The 20,372-nt window shown below is 58.0% G+C and carries 17 protein-coding genes; 9 read left to right on the top strand and 8 right to left on the bottom strand.

Annotated elements, in window-relative coordinates:
• Positions 1-24: 24 nt before the first annotated feature.
• The 3 genes from mgtA to NTD86_RS07175 all read right to left on the bottom strand — a co-directional run bounded on the left by mgtA (position 25) and on the right by NTD86_RS07175 (position 5,353).
• Positions 25-2,787: a magnesium-translocating P-type ATPase gene (gene mgtA, locus NTD86_RS07185; protein WP_262201471.1), complete on the bottom strand. Its 2,763-nt coding sequence runs from the start codon at positions 2,785-2,787 to the stop codon at positions 25-27.
• Between the two features lie 634 nt (positions 2,788-3,421).
• Positions 3,422-4,756, bottom strand: a complete 1,335-nt coding sequence (locus tag NTD86_RS07180; protein WP_262201470.1) for a lysine N(6)-hydroxylase/L-ornithine N(5)-oxygenase family protein — start codon at positions 4,754-4,756, stop codon at positions 3,422-3,424.
• 117 nt (positions 4,757-4,873) lie between these two features.
• On the bottom strand, positions 4,874-5,353 hold the full coding sequence (locus NTD86_RS07175; protein ID WP_262201492.1) for a sigma-70 family RNA polymerase sigma factor: 480 nt from the start codon (positions 5,351-5,353) through the stop codon (positions 4,874-4,876).
• 310 nt (positions 5,354-5,663) lie between these two features.
• On the opposite strand from NTD86_RS07175, the gene NTD86_RS07170 reads away from it, so the two are divergent.
• From NTD86_RS07170 to NTD86_RS07160, 3 genes are read left to right on the top strand one after another with little or no spacing between them, the layout of a single operon-like run.
• The gene (locus NTD86_RS07170; RefSeq protein WP_262201469.1) at positions 5,664-6,836 is read left to right on the top strand and encodes an efflux RND transporter periplasmic adaptor subunit; all 1,173 of its coding nucleotides are present in this window, start codon (positions 5,664-5,666) and stop codon (positions 6,834-6,836) included.
• On the top strand, positions 6,837-8,807 hold the full coding sequence (locus NTD86_RS07165) for a MacB family efflux pump subunit (RefSeq protein ID WP_262201468.1): 1,971 nt from the start codon (positions 6,837-6,839) through the stop codon (positions 8,805-8,807).
• Positions 8,808-8,814: 7 nt separating this feature from the next.
• Positions 8,815-10,209, top strand: a complete 1,395-nt coding sequence (locus NTD86_RS07160; RefSeq protein WP_262201467.1) for an efflux transporter outer membrane subunit — start codon at positions 8,815-8,817, stop codon at positions 10,207-10,209.
• Positions 10,210-10,253: 44 nt separating this feature from the next.
• Here the strand turns inward: NTD86_RS07160 and NTD86_RS07155 are convergent, their stop codons facing one another.
• Complete coding sequence (locus NTD86_RS07155; protein ID WP_262201466.1) at positions 10,254-11,873, bottom strand: PvdJ/PvdD/PvdP-like protein; 1,620 nt, start codon at positions 11,871-11,873, stop codon at positions 10,254-10,256.
• 192 nt (positions 11,874-12,065) lie between these two features.
• Here NTD86_RS07155 and dkgB point away from each other — a divergent pair, with 192 nt between their 5' ends.
• Positions 12,066-12,869 (top strand): 2,5-didehydrogluconate reductase DkgB, encoded by an 804-nt coding sequence (gene dkgB, locus NTD86_RS07150; RefSeq protein WP_262201464.1) that lies wholly within the window; start codon positions 12,066-12,068, stop codon positions 12,867-12,869.
• 106 nt (positions 12,870-12,975) lie between these two features.
• Here dkgB and zapE read toward each other — a convergent pair whose 3' ends face one another.
• Positions 12,976-14,094 (bottom strand): cell division protein ZapE, encoded by a 1,119-nt coding sequence (gene zapE / locus NTD86_RS07145; protein ID WP_262201463.1) that lies wholly within the window; start codon positions 14,092-14,094, stop codon positions 12,976-12,978.
• Between the two features lie 324 nt (positions 14,095-14,418).
• Here zapE and NTD86_RS07140 point away from each other — a divergent pair, with 324 nt between their 5' ends.
• Positions 14,419-14,676: a DUF2790 domain-containing protein gene (locus tag NTD86_RS07140; protein WP_262201462.1), complete on the top strand. Its 258-nt coding sequence runs from the start codon at positions 14,419-14,421 to the stop codon at positions 14,674-14,676.
• Positions 14,677-14,783: 107 nt separating this feature from the next.
• Entirely contained in the window at positions 14,784-15,338 is a 555-nt protein-coding gene (locus tag NTD86_RS07135; protein WP_262201460.1) for a GNAT family N-acetyltransferase, read from the top strand.
• A gap of 73 nt (positions 15,339-15,411) precedes the next feature.
• Here NTD86_RS07135 and NTD86_RS07130 read toward each other — a convergent pair whose 3' ends face one another.
• Complete coding sequence (locus NTD86_RS07130; RefSeq protein WP_262201458.1) at positions 15,412-15,684, bottom strand: PepSY domain-containing protein; 273 nt, start codon at positions 15,682-15,684, stop codon at positions 15,412-15,414.
• Positions 15,685-15,847: 163 nt separating this feature from the next.
• On the opposite strand from NTD86_RS07130, the gene NTD86_RS07125 reads away from it, so the two are divergent.
• A complete protein-coding gene (locus NTD86_RS07125) occupies positions 15,848-16,849 on the top strand; it encodes a FecR family protein (protein ID WP_262201457.1) in 1,002 nt (333 codons plus the stop codon).
• Positions 16,850-16,895: 46 nt separating this feature from the next.
• Here NTD86_RS07125 and NTD86_RS07120 read toward each other — a convergent pair whose 3' ends face one another.
• On the bottom strand, positions 16,896-19,190 hold the full coding sequence (locus tag NTD86_RS07120) for an acylase (RefSeq protein ID WP_262201456.1): 2,295 nt from the start codon (positions 19,188-19,190) through the stop codon (positions 16,896-16,898).
• 270 nt (positions 19,191-19,460) lie between these two features.
• On the opposite strand from NTD86_RS07120, the gene NTD86_RS07115 reads away from it, so the two are divergent.
• Positions 19,461-19,847: a fe2+ zn2+ uptake regulation protein gene (locus tag NTD86_RS07115; protein WP_262201455.1), complete on the top strand. Its 387-nt coding sequence runs from the start codon at positions 19,461-19,463 to the stop codon at positions 19,845-19,847.
• On the opposite strand, the gene NTD86_RS07110 is transcribed toward NTD86_RS07115, so the two are convergent.
• Positions 19,844-20,032, bottom strand: coding sequence for a hypothetical protein (locus tag NTD86_RS07110; RefSeq protein ID WP_262201454.1), 189 nt, complete (start codon positions 20,030-20,032; stop codon positions 19,844-19,846). The genes NTD86_RS07115 and NTD86_RS07110 overlap by 4 nt on opposite strands.
• Before the next feature lie 119 nt (positions 20,033-20,151).
• On the opposite strand from NTD86_RS07110, the gene NTD86_RS07105 reads away from it, so the two are divergent.
• Entirely contained in the window at positions 20,152-20,286 is a 135-nt protein-coding gene (locus tag NTD86_RS07105; RefSeq protein WP_262201453.1) for a hypothetical protein, read from the top strand.
• Positions 20,287-20,372 lie beyond the last annotated feature (86 nt).

The following is a 20,372-nucleotide window of genomic DNA, read 5'->3' as shown; positions in this document are numbered from 1 at the left end:
AAGGACCGCAGCCTGCCAAACCACTTATTGCCAGCCGAACTTGCGAATGTAAAAGCCCTTCACTGCCTGGGTCAGCGCCATGTACGCCAGCAAGATGATAGGCAAGAAAACGAAGTACAGCGGTGGCAATGCCTCCAATTTGAAATACCCGGCCAGCGGCCCCATTGGCAGGAAAATGCCGATGGCCATGATCACCCCGGTCATCACCAACAACGGCGTGGCGGCACGGCTTTGCAGGAACGGAATTTTAGGTGTGCGGATCATGTGCACAATCAAGGTTTGCGTCAGCAGCCCGACCACAAACCAGCCCGATTGGAACAGGGTCTGATGCTCAGGGGTATTGGCCTTGAACACGTACCACATCAAGGCGAAGGTCAGCACGTCAAACACCGAACTGATCGGCCCAAAAAACAGCATGAAACGTCCGACATCCGCTGGCTGCCAACGCTGTGGTTTTTTCAGCATGTCGGCATCGACGTTATCAAATGGGATCGCAATTTGAGACACGTCGTACAGCAGGTTCTGCACCAGCAGGTGCATCGGCAACATCGGCAGGAACGGGATAAACGCACTGGCGACCAACACCGAGAACACGTTGCCGAAGTTGGAACTGGCAGTCATTTTGATGTACTTGAGCATGTTGGCGAAGGTACGACGACCTTCCAGGACGCCCTCCTCCAGCACCATCAGGCTCTTTTCCAACAAGATGATGTCAGCCGCTTCCTTGGCGATGTCCACGGCGCTGTCCACCGAAATTCCGATGTCAGCGGTACGCAACGCTGGTGCATCGTTGATGCCGTCCCCCATAAAGCCCACTACATGGCCATTAGCCTTGAGCAAACGCACAATGCGCTCCTTATGGGTGGGTGTCAGTTTGGCAAAGACGTTGGTCGTCTCGACTGCCACCGCCAGTTCGGCGTCGGTCATACGCTCAATGTCATTGCCCATCAGCAAGCCTTGTTGCTCCAGGCCCACTTCGCGGCAAATCTTGGCGGTGACCAACTCGTTATCACCGGTCAGCACCTTCACTGCAACACCGTGCTCGGCCAAGGCTTTGAGCGCAGGGGCGGTGCTTTCCTTGGGCGGGTCGAGGAACGCCACATAACCAATCAGCGTCAGTTCCTGCTCATCCGCCAGGCTGTAGGTGTCACGACCTGCCGCCATCGAGCGCGCGGCCACGGCCACTACACGCAAGCCTTCTTCGTTGAACGCCGCCGTCACTTGGCGAATGCGTGCCAGCAACTCGTCGCTCAGCGCTTCCTCCAAATCGCCGTGGCGAACGGTCTTGCACACCGACAGCACTTCTTCCACCGCGCCTTTGCAGATCAATACGTGCGGTTGATCCTGCTCGGCCACGACCACCGACATACGGCGGCGTGTAAAGTCGAACGGAATCTCGTCGACCTTGTTGAACGCCGTGCCCACGTTCAGTTCACGGTGCACTTCAACGTGCTCCAGCACCGCCACGTCCAGCAGGTTCTTCAGCCCGGTCTGGTAGTAGCTGTTCAGGTAAGCCATTTCCAGCACATCGTCAGACTCTTCGCCCCATACATCCACATGGCGGGCCAGGAAGATTTTGTCCTGGGTCAGGGTCCCGGTTTTATCGGTGCAAAGCACGTCCATCGCACCAAAGTTCTGGATCGCGTCCAGGCGCTTTACGATGACTTTTTTGCGCGACAAAAACACGGCGCCTTTGGCCAGTGTCGAAGTCACGATCATCGGCAGCATTTCAGGGGTCAGACCGACCGCCACAGACAGGGCAAACAGCAAGGCTTCGGTCCAGTCGCCCTTGGTAAAACCGTTGATGAACAGCACCAGCGGCGCCATCACGAACATAAAACGGATCAACAACCAGCTGACTTTGTTTACCCCGGTCTGGAACGAAGTCGGGCCACGATCAGTTGCCCCGACACGCTGCGCCAACGCGCCAAAGTAGGTGTTGTTGCCCGTGGTCAGCACCACCGCGGTGGCAGCGCCGGACACCACGTTGGTGCCCATGAACAGGATATTTTCCAGCTCCAGAGGGTTGATGGTCTGGCTGTCGGAGTGGTGGGCAAATTTCTCCACCGGCATTGACTCGCCGGTCATTGCCGCCTGGCTGACGAACAAATCCTTGGCACTGAGCACCCGGCAATCGGCCGGGATCATGTCCCCTGCCGACAATACGATCAGGTCGCCCGGCACCAACTGCTTAATTGGCAATTCAATGCGTTGCGCGCCTTTGATTTGCTGCGCCGCGCCATAGAATTTGCCAAACATCGGCGAAGCTTCTGCGCTGAAATCTCGACGCATTACCGTGGCGGTATTGCTCACCATCGCCTTGAGGGCGTCGGCCGCTTTATTCGAGCGAGCTTCTTGCCAGAAGCGTAGCAACGTCGACAACACCACCATGGTGCTGATCACCACTGCCGCCTGGATGTCATCGGTCGCCAGCGAAACGGCGGCGAGCAATGTCAGCAACAAGTTGAAGGGGTTTTTATAGCAGTGCCACAAGTGCACCCAACGGCTCAGAGGCTGCTCGTGTTCAATTTCGTTGAGACCGTGGCGATCACGCAGGGCTTGGGCTTCGGCTTCACTCAGGCCATCGGTGTGGGTGCCGAGCTTATCGATCAGCGCTGCGCTTTCAGTGTTGGCCGAGGTCACCAGCGTTTGTGCCAGGGTGGGCGGCACTTCGCGGCTGACCGTCGTGTTGGTCAGGCTGTCGAGCAATGCCAGACGACGAAAGTGCCGTCCAATATGGCGAGTGCGCAGAAAACCTGCGAAGAATTCTTTCAGAGTGAGTTTCATGGTGCTACTCCTGCGCCGCCTGCGTCATCACTCCGTTCAGGGTGATTACACAGGCGGCCTTAATCTTGAACCGTCAGTCATTTTTCAATCTCGGTAAGCGGGCCTGATGCCCGCTGTCAATTATTGGCGTACACACAACCTGGCAAGGCTGGGCGGTGCTGGCGACGGCGAATGGGCGTGAAAAAGTGCTTCATGGTGCTTCCCCTAACGGTCAAGGCAGCTCAGAAACAGGCACAGCCGAGCGTACGCCCCGTACCAGCAGGCACGCGCGCACGTCGTGTCGAGAACAACACCGTAAAGGCATTGATCACACACGTTTCAGTGTCATGAGAGGGCTTCGGGTTCGGGGTCATTACCCCGTTCAGGACGCCGCTACTCGCTGGTCAGCAAGCAACGGCAGGGGAATCTGCGCGTTAGCTTGCCGAGAATGTGCCGGTCTTCAGAACCGGCCGACTACTGTCACTCGAACTGTTACCCACTTAGGATCTGCGCTCTTGATAAAAAACGTGGGCAGCTTACCCTCGACATTTACGAGAGTAAACCGTAAGAAAGCTTCCGTTTTATGAATCAGATTTCTCTTCAGGAAGGGTTCAGTTTGTGACCGCTACGCACGTACCTACATCCTGTGTAGCCGTTATACCGCCGCCAACACCCGCTCATCCGTCAGGCTGACCGGCTTGTCATGTTGGTCATGGGCGTACAACGAAGCACAAATTTCCTGGGCGCGAATCGGCAATACCGACAGCAAGGTGTCACTCAATCCATGGCTGGCCTGACAAAAACCCTGCATGTAGATCCCAGCCTTACAGCGCGGGTCCGTCACGATCCGATAATCGCGATCCACTTCAAATTCACCCAGGTAGTTCGCCAGCGGTGCCAGCAATTGACGGTGCATTTGTCGCTCATAGCCAGTGGCCAGAATGATCGCATCGTAATGCTGCTCGCTGACTTCACCGCTGGCCGCGTTGCGAAGTGCCAGTTGGATGCCCTGTCCGTCTGCAGTTGCGCTGTCGATGCTGGTCAGGCTGTGGAACACGTGACGTGCTATGCCGGACACTTTCTGGCGATAGAAAATGCCGTAGATGCGCTCGATCAAGTCAATGTCCACCACCGAATAGTTAGTGCTCTGATACTCATTGATCATGCGCTCACGCTCGGCAGTGCCCTGCTGATACATCAGATCGGTGAACTGCGGCGAAAACACTTCGTTGACGAACGGGCTGTCATCTGCGGGCTTGAGTGCCGACCCCCGCAAGATCAAATCCACCCGGGTCGACGGGTAGCTGTCATTCAAATCGATAAACGCTTCCGCCGCGCTCTGGCCACCGCCAATGATTGCAATACGCATCGGCTGGCCATTGATGCAGGGTTGGCGTGTCATGCGTTCAAGGTACTGCGAGTGATGGAACACCCGGGCATCATCCTTGAGCGCCTTGAAGGCTTCAGGAATACGCGGCGTTCCCCCCGCGCTCACCACCACCGATCGCGTGGTCCGAACATGGTGCTGGCCCTGAATATCACGGGAGATGACGCGCAAGGCTTCAACCTGCTGCTGATGCAGGACTGGCTCGATGGCCAGCACTTCTTCGCCATAGCGGCTCTGCGCCGCAAAGTGTGAAGCGACCCAGCGCAGATAGTCGTTGAACTCCATGCGGCATGGATAGAAGGTCCCAAGGTTGATGAAATCAACCAGACGGCCATGGGCTTTCAAGTAATTGACGAACGAATAAGGGCTGGTGGGGTTACGCAGGGTTACCAGATCCTTGAGAAAGGAGATCTGCAATTCACTCTGGCTCACCAGCGTATTGCCATGCCAGCGATAGTCCGCCTGCTTATCTAAAAACAGCACGTCCAAGTGGCCGTGAACCTGACCGTGCTCTTGCAGGGCGATGGCCAGGGCCAGATTGGAAGGCCCGAAACCGATGCCGATCAGATCATGAACGACGGCCGAAGCGATTGCCTGTGTCATTTCCAGTGTCCTCTGGATTCCCCCTCTTAGCGAGGGATTAAAAAGCCCGTGACCCGACTGATCGTTGGCCAATCAGCAGGTCGTCTGTTGAGTAGGGACGAGGACACGGAAAAAAATTTAAGACAGGCCCCACTGCCGGATTCGAATCCGGCAGTGTTTCATGGCATTGACGATGTGCTTTTCGACCACACTGCGCGACACCCCAAGGCGTTCGGCAATTTCAACGTGGGACAAACCTTCAAGCTTGCGCAACAAGAAGCAGTCACGACACGCCGTCGGCAACTCTGAGAGTGCCTGCTGGATCAGTTGCAGGCGCTGGTTTTGATCCATCTCCCATTGCGGCGAGGGGCTGAAAAAGCGCTCTTCGTTGTCCAGCACCTCCAGCGGCTCAGACTTGCGCAAGGCTGTGCGCCGGTGGCCGTCGATCACTAGATTGAGCGCTGTGCGATACAAAAAAGCCCGTGGCTGTTCAATCGGCTCATCACTGGTGCGCTCCAGTACTCGTACATAAGCGTCATGCGCCACATCTTCGGCCGCCTGGGCATTACCCAGCCTGGCACTCAAAAAACCCACCAGTTCGCGATAGTAGTTTTCCAACATGACTCCCGGCCGCAACAACAGCGGCAACATTCCATGAGCGCAGAAACAGACCGAATGAGTTAGCGGCATGATGATGGCACTTTTTACGGCGCGAATTATAGTAATTCTCATATAGATTTAAAGCACGTTGCATTCTCAAGCCCGAAATATTCAGTCACATATCGAGAAATAAACGCCTAAATCCCTAACTAAATCCTTCGTTTACTCAACAGCTCCCCGTGTCTGTCGCGTGTGTGACAGCGTTTGCTCCAGGTGTATGTACCCTGTGCAACGAAGACGGGCCGATCCTCATTGGCCGGAACCCTGAATGAAACGCCCTCGACAGACCCGCCGTGCGCTTTTTATTACCTTGTGTTTACTGTTTATCGTCGGGGTACTCGCCTGGCCATTTTTGAAAACAGGCCGCGAAGCCTATGACACTGTGATCGTTACCCGTGGCGACATAGAAAGCAGCGTGACAGCCCTCGGCACCCTGCAACCCCGGCAATATGTCGATGTGGGCGCTCAGGCCTCGGGCCAGATCAAAACCATTCACGTTGAAGTCGGTGACGAGGTAACAGAAGGCCAACTGCTGGTCGAAATTGACCCTTCAACGCAAAAGGCCAAGCTCGACGCCAGCCGCTATGCCATCGAGAACCTCCAGGCCCAGCTCCAGGAACAGCGCGCCCTGCATCGGCTCGCCAAACAGATGTACCAGCGCCAGCTAAACCTGGCCAAAGGTGGAGCCACCCGCGAAGAAGACATTCAATCCGCCCAGGCGCAAGTGCAAACCACCCAGGCGCGTATCGATATGTTCCAGGCCCAGATCCGTCAGGCCCAGGCCAGCCTGCGCAGCGATGAGGCCGAGCTGGGTTACACGCGCATTTATGCGCCCATGTCGGGCACCGTGGTCGCCCTGGATGCGCGGGAAGGTCAGACCCTTAACGCCCAACAACAAACACCGCTGATTCTGCGGATCGCCAAACTGTCGCCGATGACCGTCTGGGCCGAAGTCTCCGAAGCGGATATCGGCCACGTCAGCGCCGGGATGCAGGCGTACTTCACGACCTTGAGCGGCGGTAATCGGCGCTGGAACAGCACCGTGCGGCAGATTCTGCCGGTCCCGCCCAAACCTCTCAATGAGGCCAGCCAGGGCGGCGGCAGCCCGGCCAGTTCCGGCAAAAGCGGCAGTGCCCGGGTGGTGCTGTACACCGTGCTGCTGGATGTCGATAACACCGATCAGACGCTGATGCCGGAAATGACCACCCAGGTCTTTTTCGTTGCCGATCACGCCCAGGACGTCTTGCTGGCACCGATCGTGGCGCTGCAGGGCAGTACCGACAGCCAGCGGCAAACCGCCCATGTGGTGACCCCGAACGGCAAGATCGAACAGCGCGACATCCGCACCGGCATCAGCGACCGCCTGCGCGTGCAAGTGCTCGAAGGGTTGAACGAGGGCGATCACCTACTGATCGGCCCGGCCACCGGCAACGGAGGCTGAATGCCCATTCCCTTGATCGACCTGCAGGACATCCGCAAGGTCTACGGCGGTATCGACACACCTGAAGTCCATGTGCTCAAGGGCGTCAGCCTGTCGATCCACGCCGGTGAATTCGTCGCCATCGTCGGGGCCTCGGGCTCGGGCAAGTCGACACTGATGAACATCCTCGGCTGCCTCGACCGGCCAACCTCGGGGCGCTACCTGTTTGCCGGTGAAGACGTCGCCCATCTGGGCTCCGACGAACTGGCCTGGCTGCGCCGCGAAGCTTTTGGCTTTGTGTTTCAGGGCTACCACTTGATCCCCTCGGCCTCGGCCCAGGAGAACGTCGAAATGCCGGCCATTTACGCGGGCACACCGGCTGCCGAGCGTCATGCCCGCGCCGCTGCCCTGCTCGACCGCCTGGGGCTGGGAACACGCACCGGCAATCGCCCGCACCAACTGTCAGGCGGACAGCAACAACGCGTGTCAATCGCCCGCGCCCTGATGAACGGTGGGCACATCATCCTCGCCGACGAACCCACCGGCGCACTCGACAGCCACAGCGGTGCCGAAGTCATGGCACTGCTTGATGAACTGGCCAGCCTGGGCCATGTGGTGATCCTGATCACCCACGACCGCGAAGTGGCGGCACGGGCCAACCGAATCATTGAAGTGCGCGACGGCGAGATCATCAGCGACAGCGCCAATGGCGCCGCCCCAGCGCCCGCTGACAACCCCAAAGCCTTGCAAGCCATTGACCTGCGTCAGCGGCTCAACGAAGGCAGCGAGGCCCGCGGTGCCTGGCGCGGTGAACTGATCGACGCCCTGCACGCTGCCTGGCGAGTGATGTGGATCAACCGTTTCCGAACCGCGCTGACTCTACTCGGGATCGTCATCGGCGTGGCCTCGGTGGTGGTGATGCTGGCTGTCGGCGAAGGCAGCAAACGCCAGGTCATGGCCGAAATGGGCGCATTTGGCTCCAACATCATTTACCTCAGCGGCATGTCACCCCGGCCACGGGCACCTCTGGGGATTGTCACCCTTAATGACGTCGCCGCCCTGTCGACCTTGCCGCAAGTGAAGATGATCATGCCGATCAATGGCGCCGACATCGGCGTGCGCTATGGCAACGTCGACCACACGATGTACACCGGCGGTAACGGCATCGACTTCCCGGCGATTTTCAACTGGCCGGTGGTCCAGGGCAGCTTTTTCACCCAGGCCGATGAAGACGCCGCCGCTGCCGTGGCGGTGATCGGGAAAAAGGTCCGCGACAAAGTTCTCAAGGATGTCCCCAACCCCATCGGGCAATACATCCTGCTGGAGAACGTGCCGTTCCGCGTGGTCGGGATTCTGGCCGAAAAAGGCGCCAGTTCCGGGGACTCGGACAGTGACACGCGCATCGTGGTGCCCTACTCCGCGGCCAGTGTGCGTTTGTTCGGCACTCACAACCCGGAATACGTGGTCATCGCCGCCGCCGATGCGAGCAAGGTCAAACAGACCGAAAAAGCCATCGAGCAACTGATGCTCAAGCTCCATCAGGGCAAGCGTGATTTCGAGATCACCAACAACGCCGCCATGATCCAGGCCGAAGCCAAGACCCGTAACACGCTCTCGTTGATGCTGGGCTCAATTGCCGCCATTTCGTTGTTGGTGGGCGGGATCGGAGTGATGAACATCATGCTCATGACGGTACGCGAGCGTACCCGCGAAATCGGCATTCGCATGGCAACCGGCGCCCGCCAGCGGGATATCTTGCGTCAGTTCCTGACCGAAGCGCTGATGCTGTCGGTGGTCGGCGGCCTGGCGGGCATCACCCTGGCCTTTGTCATCGGCGGGATCTTGCTGCTGTGTGATGTGGCCGTGGCATTTTCGATGGTTGCGGTCTTCGGTGCGTTTGCCTGCGCGCTGGTGACCGGCGTTATTTTCGGCTTTATGCCTGCCCGCAAAGCTGCCCGGCTTGACCCGGTCACGGCCCTTACCAGTGAATGATCTATTGATGAAGCCGTCTTTGAGCCTGTTGACCGCGTGCCTGCTGCTGGGTGCGTGCAGCCAAACCCCACCCCATGACGAAAAACCGGTACAGCCACCTGCGTCCTGGCAATCCCCGCACACTCTGGCCAACCCACTGAGCAGCCCGGCCTGGTGGAGCCATTTTGGCAGCCCGCCACTGGAGCGACTGATTGCCCAGGCGCGAGTCGGCAGCTACGACCTGGCGGCAGCGATGGCCCGTGTCCAGCAGGCCCGCGCTACGGCGGTCATCGCCGGTGCCCCGCTCTTGCCCGACATCAAATTAGGCAGCAGCGCCAATCGTGAAAAGCTGCTGCGGGGCAAGGGTTATAGCCAGCTGGACGCCACCGACGACCGTAAGGCGGTGGATTATTTCGACGCCAATCTGACCGCCAGCTATGAGGTGGACTTTTGGGGCGGCAAAGCGGCTGCCCGCGACAGCGCGCTGCACACACTGGACGCCAGTGAGTTTGACCAGGCCACTGTCGAGCTGACGCTGCTCAGCGGCGTCGCCAGCAGTTACGTGCAAACCCTGGCCTTTGACGAGCAATTGCACATTGCGCGGCTCAATCTGACGAACGCCCAAAGTGTGCTGTACGTGGTGCAAACCCGCTATGACGCAGGCTCCGCCACAGCGTTGGAACTGGCCCAGCAAAAAAGTCTGGTCGCAGCCCAACAACGGCAACTGCCGCTCATAGAGCAACAGGCACGGGAAGCCCGTATCACCCTCGCCGCCTTGCTGGGTGTACCCGTTCAAGCGCTCATGCTGGGCGATACGGCATTCGCCCAACTGCAGTGGCCCGACATCGGCAGCGGGCTGCCCAGCGAACTGCTGAGCCGGCGCCCCGACATTGCCAGCGCCGAGGCCAAGCTGGCGACGGCTTCAGCCGATATCAGCGTCGCCCGTGCGGCCATGCTGCCTAGCCTGACCTTTAGCGCGACATTAGGCTCAGGAGCGGATCGCTTCGGCGATATGCTGCGTAGCCCCTTCTACAGCCTGACGGCAGGTCTGGCGGCACCGATCTTCAACAATGGCCGCCTCCGTGCAGAACGCGACAAAGCCGTGGCGCGCCAGGACGAGCTGTTGCAGACCTATCACGCAAGCATCATCAATGCGTTTGCCGACGTTGAAAAAGCTCTCAACAGCGCCAGCGGCCTGGACCGGCAACGGCAATGGCAAGACGAAGAACTCCAGCAGGCGCAGCACGCCTTCGACATTGCTCAAAGCCGCTACAAGGCTGGTGCCGAAGTCTTGCTGACGGTACTGGAAACCCAGCGCACGCTATTTGAGGCGCAAGACCTGCACGTACAACTGCGTATGGCCCGCTTACAGGCCAGTATTGCCTTGTACAAAGCCTTGGGTGGAGGCTGGCAGGTGCAATAAAGATCGCAAGCCCGCCCGCGATCTTATGACCTACCCCTCGAGTCTCACACAGGTTTAACCGCCAGATGCCGCGCATACCACGGGCGGCGTGGCACCCGGCGCAGCAAGTTACCGATCTTCTTGTCGTCGCCAAAGGTAATGCGCAGCGCCAGCTTCATGATTTCCGGGTCCATCTCTACGCTTTTGCCCACACTAAGCCCCGGTGTAGTGCTGCAACCGTGGGTGTCCGGCCCTAGCCACGGGTCATCCACTTCGACCCAGCGCCCCGGCGCAAACCACGGCACCCCGTTGACATCCATGCGGGTCAGTTCGCCAGGATGAAAACGTTCATGGGCGCGGAACCAGTCTTCTAGACGATCATCGATCCAGCCATGAAACCGCCAGAACACCGGGTTGACGTGAGAAGAAAACGGATCGCCCAAAAAATCGTTTTCGGCCACGTACCAGCGTCCGGCAAAGTCAGCCGGGTCTCGCGCCAAGGGCACTGGCGCGCCATTGGACGGATCTCGTGCAACAGACGCCCAACGCATGTGCAGCCAGTCATGCAAGCCCAGCTCAACCTCCGAACCGAATTGGCCCAAGGTCAATGTCGACAAGTAGCGCGGGTCACGGTAGCGCGACTCCCAGACCTCGAAATTGCTGTAATAGGTCTCGGGCTGTTTGATGTCACTCAGCCATTGTGTGTAGGCCTCATCGCCTTCAGCCAGCCAGGTCGGTGGCAAGGCGCTGCCATCATGGTTGTCGAAATAACGGGCAAAACCGGCACGGTCGCGCTCAAGCTCTGGCTGTGGCATCGGGAACGAGGGCCACGAAGGCAAGTCTTGCATCGAGCGTGCCGTCATCAGCATGTGCCGGTGCATATAAAAAAAATCGACGCCTGAGCCGTTGCGATCTTTACGCGGGCCTCGGGCATCACGCTCCTTGTCGCGTTGACCGGGTTGCCAGCCGAGCCCGCGCAGCGCATTGCGTTTGTCCTCGGGCAGCTCATGCCAGGTGTCACGTGAGGCATGCCACAGTTGATGGAACAAACGATGTTGGGGTGACACCAGCCATTGCATCAGCGTGGGGTTCAGAGCGATGCGCTCACGAGCCTCGGGGAACGTGCGCTTGAGTGCCACAAAGCGGTTGTCTTGCTCGGGCAACGCAAGCGGCCTGTCCAGGCGTTGCACTCGGCCACTGAGGGTGCCGCTGCCCGCATTGCCATACATGCCCCAGACCTCATCGAGGCTGAAACTGAATTCGTACATCGGCTGGCCGTGGGCCGCGTCGCTTCGTGTCAGACGCCAGAACATCTGCCGGCTGTCGGGCTCGACCAGATCACCCAAAATGCGATAGCGCGGTGTTTGCTGGCTATGCAGCACCTGCGCCGTGTCCAGATACCCTCGCACCCCGCGCCCACGCGGCGCAATGTCCAGCCACACTTCAAGCGTCTCCGTCGGCAAGCCGTCCAACCCGGCGTCGCGACCGCTGAAATGGATCGTCCACAGGCCACGCAATTGATCAGCGATCTGCTGGCCACCGGTGTCCGCCAGATCGACAGTCGCTTCACCGGGGGTAATCGACTCATCCACGCGGGTCAGCTCACGATGCCCTAAATACGCCGCAGGCACCGCTGCACCGGTGACCGCCAAGCCAGCGATAAACCATCGTCGAGAAATCGTCATTGCACTACCTGTCCAAGCCCGAATGCAGGCGTTATCCAAGCTAGAACGTTTGCTCAACCATGAAATTTAACCGGGCAAGGGATCGTTCATTCATGACTTGCGGTCAAGATTGCTTTGCGTGGGCTATGGTTTTTCCCAGCGCTCAAGCCGTAGATACTCATCCCCCTTCTTACGACCACCAAGGAGTTATCCATGACAGTCCCTGCATTCGGTCTCGGCACCTTCCGCCTCAAGGGCCAAGTCGTTATTGATTCGGTCAAGACCGCTCTTGAACTGGGTTATCGGGCCATCGACACCGCGCAAATCTATGAGAACGAAGCCGACGTCGGCCAGGCCATCGCCGAAAGCGGCGTTGCACGCAAAGAGCTGTATATCACCAGCAAAATCTGGGTCAGCAACTTTGCCAAAGACAAGCTGATCCCAAGCCTTGAGCAGAGCCTGAAAAAGCTGCGCACCGACCATCTGGACCTGACCCTGATTCACTGGCCTTCACCGCAGCATGAAGTGCCAGTCGCCGAATTCCTGGGCGAGTTGCTCGAAGCCAAGAAACGCGGTCTGACCAAGGAAATTGGCGTTTCCAACTTCACCATCGCCCTGATGGAAGAGGCTATCAGCGCCGTAGGCGCCGACAATATCGCCACTAACCAGATCGAAGTGCATCCGTACTTGCAGAACCGTAAAGTAGTCGAGTTCGCACAGAGCCACGGCATTCATATCACGTCATATATGACCTTGGCCTACGGTGAAGTACTGAAAGACCCGGTGATTGTCGACATCGCGAAACGTCATAACGCTACCCCGGCACAAGTGACACTGGCGTGGGCCATGCAGCTGGGTTATTCAGTAATCCCGTCCTCAACCAAGCGTGCGAACCTTGAAAGCAACCTCAAGGCGCAAACACTCAAGCTGACCGCTGAAGACATGGCACAGATTGCCAAGCTGGACCGCGGCCATCGCCTGACCAACCCACAAAGCGTGGCACCTGAGTGGGATTAACCCCCAAGGATCGGTAGCCGCTGCCGAAGGCTGCGATTGAGCCCGAAGGGTCACGCTTTTCATGAGCGAAGCGTCTTCGGTCTTGATCGCAACCTGCGGCTACAGGTCAGTGCGCACCAAAGCGCTGCAATTGCATTTCTTGCAAACGGCTCAAGGTGCGACGGAATGCGAACTCCAGGTAACCCTGGGTGTACAACTGCTCCATCGGCACTTGCGCCTCAATGCACAGTGGCACTTTGCGGTCGTAGCATTCGTCGACCAGCGCAATAAATCGCCGCACGCTGTCGTCATACAAAGACAGCTGTGGCAGTTCGCGATCACCTGCCTCGACCTTCACCGGTCCATCTTCAGTCCCCCGGGCGATCCTGCCCTCACGCTGCTCCGCACTCAGGCAAGGCACATCACTGAGCAGGATCACGCGGTAGCGGTCACAGATATCCATAAACTCGATGGCAGCCAAGGGCTGCTCGCATAGCTCATGGAAAGTACACCACAGCACCGTTGCACTGGCTTGCACCACCTTTAGCGTGCGATGACCTGCGGCAATTGGAGCGTCCGAGGTTTCCTGCCCTGATGACAGCTCTTCAAACACGCGTGCAATTGCACTGGGCTGGCCCGGTTCTTTCAGCCAATAACGCTGCTGCGCAATGCCGGGGTGCAGCCGATGGTCTTCTGCGCCGTCCACCGACACAACGTCCATGTGACTGAGGATGGCGGTGATCGCCGGGGCAAAGCGCTCTTTATTGTGCCCATGACTGTACAGTTGCTCGGGCGGCAGGTTGGAGGTACAGACCAGCACCACGCCCTCGTCGAACATCACCTGAAACAAGCGGCCAAGAATGATCGCATCACCAATGTCATTAACGAATAACTCGTCAAAACACAGCACTCGCAGTTCCTTGCCCAACGCCCTTGCAATAACCCTGAGCGGGTCTGCATTGCCGGTGAGTTGAAACAGGCGTTGATGCACCCACTGCATGAAGTGATGAAAATGCTGACGCCGCGCCGGGACGCGCAAGCTTTGATAAAACTGATCCATCAGCCAGGTCTTGCCCCGCCCGACCGGCCCCCACAGGTACACACCTTTTACCGAACGAACGCCGCAATGCAGGGCCTCGTGACACTGCTGCAGCGCTTGCACAGCCCGCCACTGCGCGGGGTCATGGACAAAACCCTGTTGTTCCACAGCCCGTTGCCAGGCACTGAGTGGGGACTCGACATTCATTGTGATGGGGCTCCGGAATCAGACGCAGCATTATGCCAGCGGTTCTTATTCATAAAGCACTTAAACGATTAATTGCTGACCCGGCTCGCGCCTACCAAGGGGGGCGTGTGTTGAAAAGATTGTTACCGATCTGGAATAAGTGCATGCCAGCATTTGGTCTTTAAGCTGACAGGCAAAGTCTTATCATTGAGCCACCCCCTAGAAACAACATTGAAACAGGGCACGGTACTTCGTGGCAGACACACACTCAGTGGTCTGGCAACTTCTACCGCCATCCGGCACTTGAAGTCAGTTAGTCGTGATTGTTTTAAGGTCATATTGAAAATGAAACGTTTGCTTGTTCTTGCTCTTATGGGTCTGTCTAGCTTGGCAATGGCTGATGACCTGAAAGTGGCTCAGTCTCAACCGGCCGTTGAGCATTACACCTACGCCACCAATCTGGACATCGCCAAAGTCATCAATGTGTCACCCGTAGCCGATGTGTGCGGCGTGGTTCCAGCCAAAATGACTTACGAAGACCATCAAGGTCAGCGTCATGTGCTTGAGTACCGCGTCATGGGTAACGGTTGCGCCAACGGCTAACCGCCAGCGTCCTCAGGATTCACATCAGCCTCCGCAAGCCGGGGGCTTTTTAATGCGCAGCATTCAGGGTTAATCTCGGTGCAAATTAATGGCAAGGAGCCATTTTCATGCACGCTCTGCCCACCTTGCATACGCGACAGTTGATCTTGCAGCCGTTGAGCCTGACGGATGCCGATGCCATCCAGAAACGATTCCCGCACTGGGAAGTCGTGCGCTACCTGAATGATGCCGTGCCTTGGCCCTACCCCGATGACGGCGCTATGTGTTACCTGCGCGATGTCGCCCTGCCAGCCATCGCGCGTGGCGAAGAATGGCACTGGACAATCCGCTTGCGCAGCCAGCCCGAAGAGGTCATCGGCAACATCAGTTTGATGGATCAAGCGGATAACAACCGAGGGTTCTGGCTTTCCCCACCCTGGCAGGGTCTGGGGCTGATGAGCGAGGCCTGCAGCGTGGTGGATGCCTACTGGTTTGAAACGCTGGGGCGCGAGGTGATGCGTGTGCCCAAGGCGGCGCCTAACGTCGGCTCGCGGCGGATCTCCGAGCGTGGCGGGATGCGCCTGATCAGCAGTAAAGAAGGCAGTTTTGTGAGCGGGAAATTTGCGTGCGACTTGTGGGAAATAACCCGTGAGCAATGGCGCTCACGCAGAGCTATTGGCTGATGCAAAGCCCGATCCGCGCAGGCAAGATCGGGCTGAAACACTCATTGAGTGCTTGCGCTGAAATCGGAGAGAATCAGTCTTTCTTCTCGGAAATCACTTTGCCAGTCGAGTCGAAAATGATTTCGTACTGATCGGCACCTTTAACGCCTTCTGCCTTCCAGATGCCGTTGGCAGGGTTTTCCGCTTCAATTTTCTTGATCACGGTGTAACCGTTCTTGTTCTTGAGCACTTCAATGAGCTCTTTGGAGAACGCCCAGTTCGGGTCCAGATTCGGCTGCGCCATCGCAACGCTGGAGCCCAGCAATACGGCAGTTGTGGCCACAGCAGCAAAAGTTTTCTTCAACATTGTCTTAACTCCATTAATTGATGTTGCGTCTGGTACTAAGTTGCCGAAGTAACCGTAGCAGAGAAAAAGCTTTGCATAGGAATAAATGACACCCTTTTGACATGGCTCATGTTCTCGTCAGCACAAGCGCGGGGTTAGAATGCAGCGCCCCTCAGGAGTACACATGAGCGAATCACGCCTCACAGAAGCTGAATACGATGCCATCACCGAAGCTGCCGCTCAGTGGTGCATGCGTTTGCATGAGCCCGATTGCACTGACCGTGAACGTGAAGCCTTTTCTGTGTGGTTAAACGCCGATCCGCTGCATGCGTTTGAATACCAGGCCATGCTCGACATCTGGGACACCAGTGAGCACTTGCCGCGCCCCGAACCGGCCGCTGGGCAGGTCGTTGCCCTGCCCCGCAAGTCGCAACGCAGCCCTTGGCAGCGAGTGGCCATTGCCGCCGCCATCACCCTGGTCGCCGTGCCCCTGGCCGCCTTCAGTGGCTGGCAGCTCGGTTTGATTCCCAACGCCTATGAGCGCCTTGAGGCGGGCAACAGCGTGCTCAACGCAACACTGCCCGATGGCAGCCAGGTCGAATTGAACCTGGGTACTCAACTGACCTACAGCAACTACAAAGACCAGCGCCGGATCACGCTGAGCAAGGGCGAGGCGTTTTTCAAAGTGAGTCACGATGTGACGCACCCCTTCGTTGTCCAGGCGGCTGACGGCCGTATCCGGGTAACCGGCACCCAGTTCAATGTGTGGATGTATGAAGACCAGGTACGTGTCACGCTGCTGGAAGGCTCGGTGCTGGTCACCAGCAACACGAACTTGAGCGGCGACGGGCTGCGCCTGGAGCCCGGTATGCAGGCCAGCTATAAGGCGGGCGACTATGCACCGCAAATCAGCCAGACCTACGCCAACGGCCCCGACCTCGCCTGGCGCAACGGCAAGCTGATTCTGGACAACCTGACGCTGGCCGATGCCTTGCCGTTGATCAACCGCTACCTGAACACGCCGCTTTCCCTGGCCGACACTGCGACCGGTCAACTGCGTATAGGCGGGGTATTCAACACCCGGGAAATTCCCAAGCTGGTAGCTTCCTTGTCCAAAGTCTTGCCGGTGACGGTACGCGTCGATCAGAACGGCAGACCGGTGATCAACGCCCTGCCGCGCGGCTGAGTCTGGTAACGCTCTGGCCACAGGCGTGCGGCCAGAGCGTTGCCTATTACAAACTGCCCTTGAGCGTGGTCAGCTCATACTGTGGATCGGCCTTGATCTGCGCCTCGGTAAAGGGCAACCACGGCCACTGCTTGTTCGAAAATGCCTGGGTCTGGTCCCGTGCGTGTCGGGAAGCCGGGTCGCTGGAGATCGAAAACGCCAGCACACCCTGCGCTTGCGGTCCGTGCTCGCCGAAAGTCACAGTTTGCAAATAGCTGGTACCGCTGACCACCTCACGCTTGCCTCCTGCTACCGGAACGCTTTGCATGGCGTTGTACACCCCCAGAGTGGCCGGGCCACCGTGGATCGGAATCGGCTGCGCGTCGGCGCCCACCACCTGAATATCTCCCCATGTCGCGCCCGGTTTTATCCCTTGCTGCGCGGCTTGCGCTGCCGAGGCCAGCAGCGCTTGCTGCACGGCCTCCACCACAGCCGGCTGCTCGAGATTCAGGCCCCGCGGGGTGTGCTGGGGATCAGCCGGATTGAAGGGCACCCGCCAGACATCCGGAACCTCAAGCAGTTGAGCCATGATGTTCTGGAAATGCACCAGCCCCATGCCGCTGTTTAGGTTCGCCTGTTGATCCCACGCTTTGAGGCTCGCACACACAGGCCCTTTTTGCGTTTCACACACGGTCAACAGGTCAGGCATGACCTGCCCCGCCAGGTACACCCGATCGTCCATCACCATGCCTTGCAAATCCGCAAGACTGACCAGCCCTGGCTGGCTCAAGCGCTGCAAGGCAAACCGCGCACGCGGCCCCAGCGGCTGGCCGTCCTGGCTGATCAGCGGTGAAAACCCACTCAGTGGCGCGTTCGGGTTGGCCATCCAGGCCGAGTCATTGGAATGCTGCACATAATCGTTGCGGCGCAATTGCGGCATCTGGTCGGCCGGGAAAATGCCTGGTTGCGCCGCACTCCGATCTACCGTCCAGTCACAGGCGCTGCGACTGCCATCGAGCATGATCATCTCCAGACCGACACGCGGGTCACTGCAGGCCGCCAGTTTGGCCTTGTCCACATAAGGCACCACCGACAAATTCATGTATAACGCCTGCCCCTGATCATCCACCGCCAGGGTATTCACCCACGCAATACCCTGAATGGTGTTCACCGAGGCCTGCAGCGCGTCGAGATTACGAGCCTGATTCATCGCGTACCACTGCTGCAAGACACGCTCATTCTGCAGGTTGGCATCACGCAAGCTGAAGGCCACATGGTCATTCCAGTCGAGCTTGCCCGGCCATTGCACCACAGGCCCGAAGACCGAACTGTAGAGCGTTCGTGACACTGCTTTGAGACTGCCATCAGCCTGTTTGACGTTGACCGTGATTGTTTGTCGGTCCAGCGGGCGGGACTGGCCATCGAGCAGGTAGCGCGTCGGATCCATGGGATCAAGTTCGAGCCGATACAAGGTGAAGTGTTTGGAAGTGTCGACGGTATGCGTCCAGGCCACGTGGGAATTAAAACCGATGTTGATCATCGGCAAGCCCGGCAAAGCCGCTCCCATCACATCCAGCTTGTCGGGGATGGTCAGGTGCATCTGATAAAACCGCATCCCCCCCAGCCACGGAAAATGCGGGTTGGCCAACAACATCGACTGGCCGCTTCGCGAGTGCTGCGCACCAATGGCAACGGCATTGCTGCCACGATCCAAAGCAAAGCGCTGTCTGCGTTCGGCGGCCACCGCAAAGCGACCTTCAGTGGCGCGAGCATCGGCCACGCCCTGCACCGAAGCATGCGGCGGAGCAGCGGCCACCAACGCTTCAGCGAATTGACCGACACCGCCTTCGACCAATAAGCGGCGAGTCAGCTTGACCACATCTGCCGTGGTCAGTGGGCGCACCGAAGGGTTGTCACATTGTGCTGGCAAACCTTTGCGTTCACTGAGTTGACGGTTGTAACCGGCCACATACCCTTCGATCAGGTCACGCACCTCTGGCGTCTGTGCTTGCCAGAAAGCCGCGACGGCCTGGGGCGTATTGAGCCAGGTGAAAAACAGATCGCTGGACAGGTTGTCGCGTTCGTCCAGGGTCATTTGCTCAGGGCCAAAATACGTCGAGCGCTGGCCATTGACCGTGATCACTTCATTGGCCAGCAGGCACAGATTGTCCTGAGCATAGGCGTAGCCTATGCCGTACCCCAACCCTCGCTCATCGGCTGCGCGAATGTGCGGCACGCCAAACGTGGTGCGACGAATCTCGGCACTCAACGCCTTGGCGGGTGTCTGAGCCAAAGCACACAGACTCAGGCCCAGGCATAACGCAGCACAAAACGACTTGCTCAGCGGCTTGGAAATACTCACGCGGACTCCTGCTCGATCAGTACAAAAGGCCCGGCACAGCGATCGTTTGAAAAACCACCACCCGGGAACTGCCTGTACAAGAAACGAAGCAGGTTAAAAAAAATTAATAATCGCCTAGAACCCCCGGCCATACAGGGCCGAATCGCGATTGAGAACAATTCACGACAAAATTTCTACATTTTGATGTTCATGATTTACGCCGCTCATTCGTCTAGTTAATTAAGAGCGCTTTTTTATTTTCCTGATCAGGCTCTGAAAAGGAGTTTTTGCATGCAAAACCCGCAAATGCCAACGGATGGCAACCCACAGCGTCGCAACACCGCTTTTCAACCAGACCCCGGTCTGCTCGAAGCGCTTGCGCCTTTGCAAGGTAATGAACGGATCCGCCAGCTACTCAAGTGTTTTGGGCTACGCACCAGCCTGGTACGGCTCAAGGTCATCGATGCCTTGCTGACCGCCGCAGGCAACGACCGCAGACTGGGTGTGCGCGGCATGCACAGCCATTTGCTTGCGTTGAATATTCCGCTGTCGTTTCTCAGTGTGCGCGAGGTTTTAAAGCGCTTGTGCAGCGAGGGCGTGGTGGTACTCAACAGCGACAAGAGCTACAGCCTGCATCCACAGGCTGAAGCCGTTCTGATGGGGAAAATCGAGGCTTAGAGTTTGGTCTTGCGGCGCATGACACCGTTGATCACCACGACAACCACCGCTACGCCGATGGCGATGTACTGGAAGGTTTTCTCGGTGATCACGCCGGTGTTCTGCAAGTACGACAGACCAAACATGATGCCCAGTACCACCAGGGCGATCAAAATCGAATATGCCAATCGTTGCTTAGGAGTCATTACCTGTTCCTGAAAAAATTAATGTGGATGGCCGGAGATGAATTGAAACAAACAGGGTCTCATCTTACAGCCGGGGAAGCTTTTTAGCTGCCACCAGCTCTAACCATGAGGATTTACAGATGTTACGTCGTGTCATTCGGCTGGTTCCGCTGTTGCTCATACTGGCCATGAGCGGATGCGTATTTTTCCCTGACCATGGATGGCATCACGATCACCGCTACTACGATGGTGGCCCTGGGTATTACCAACGCTAAGCCTGCACTGACTCTGCTCCCCCTGTAGAAGCGGGGGGGGGGGGGGGGGGGTTTTTTTTTTTTAAAAAATAATCCCCTGCCTCCCC

The sequence above is a fragment of the Pseudomonas sp. 7P_10.2_Bac1 genome (assembly GCF_025465935.1).
In the GTDB taxonomy this organism is placed as follows: Bacteria; Pseudomonadota; Gammaproteobacteria; order Pseudomonadales; family Pseudomonadaceae; genus Aquipseudomonas.
This window is presented reverse-complemented; position numbering and strand designations above follow the sequence as displayed.

What these genes read in the sequence shown, in the direction of transcription:
- mgtA (WP_262201471.1), bottom strand. Translation starts at nt 2,787, where the DNA reads ATGAAACTCACTCTGAAAGAATTCTTCGCAGGTTTTCTGCGCACTCGC.
- NTD86_RS07180 (WP_262201470.1), bottom strand. Translation starts at nt 4,756, where the DNA reads ATGACACAGGCAATCGCTTCGGCCGTCGTTCATGATCTGATCGGCATC.
- NTD86_RS07170 (WP_262201469.1), top strand. Translation starts at nt 5,664, where the DNA reads ATGAAACGCCCTCGACAGACCCGCCGTGCGCTTTTTATTACCTTGTGT.
- NTD86_RS07165 (WP_262201468.1), top strand. Translation starts at nt 6,837, where the DNA reads ATGCCCATTCCCTTGATCGACCTGCAGGACATCCGCAAGGTCTACGGC.
- NTD86_RS07160 (WP_262201467.1), top strand. Translation starts at nt 8,815, where the DNA reads ATGAAGCCGTCTTTGAGCCTGTTGACCGCGTGCCTGCTGCTGGGTGCG.
- NTD86_RS07155 (WP_262201466.1), bottom strand. Translation starts at nt 11,873, where the DNA reads ATGACGATTTCTCGACGATGGTTTATCGCTGGCTTGGCGGTCACCGGT.
- dkgB (WP_262201464.1), top strand. Translation starts at nt 12,066, where the DNA reads ATGACAGTCCCTGCATTCGGTCTCGGCACCTTCCGCCTCAAGGGCCAA.
- zapE (WP_262201463.1), bottom strand. Translation starts at nt 14,094, where the DNA reads ATGAATGTCGAGTCCCCACTCAGTGCCTGGCAACGGGCTGTGGAACAA.
- NTD86_RS07140 (WP_262201462.1), top strand. Translation starts at nt 14,419, where the DNA reads ATGAAACGTTTGCTTGTTCTTGCTCTTATGGGTCTGTCTAGCTTGGCA.
- NTD86_RS07135 (WP_262201460.1), top strand. Translation starts at nt 14,784, where the DNA reads ATGCACGCTCTGCCCACCTTGCATACGCGACAGTTGATCTTGCAGCCG.
- NTD86_RS07130 (WP_262201458.1), bottom strand. Translation starts at nt 15,684, where the DNA reads ATGTTGAAGAAAACTTTTGCTGCTGTGGCCACAACTGCCGTATTGCTG.
- NTD86_RS07125 (WP_262201457.1), top strand. Translation starts at nt 15,848, where the DNA reads ATGAGCGAATCACGCCTCACAGAAGCTGAATACGATGCCATCACCGAA.
- NTD86_RS07115 (WP_262201455.1), top strand. Translation starts at nt 19,461, where the DNA reads ATGCAAAACCCGCAAATGCCAACGGATGGCAACCCACAGCGTCGCAAC.
- NTD86_RS07110 (WP_262201454.1), bottom strand. Translation starts at nt 20,032, where the DNA reads ATGACTCCTAAGCAACGATTGGCATATTCGATTTTGATCGCCCTGGTG.
- NTD86_RS07105 (WP_262201453.1), top strand. Translation starts at nt 20,152, where the DNA reads ATGTTACGTCGTGTCATTCGGCTGGTTCCGCTGTTGCTCATACTGGCC.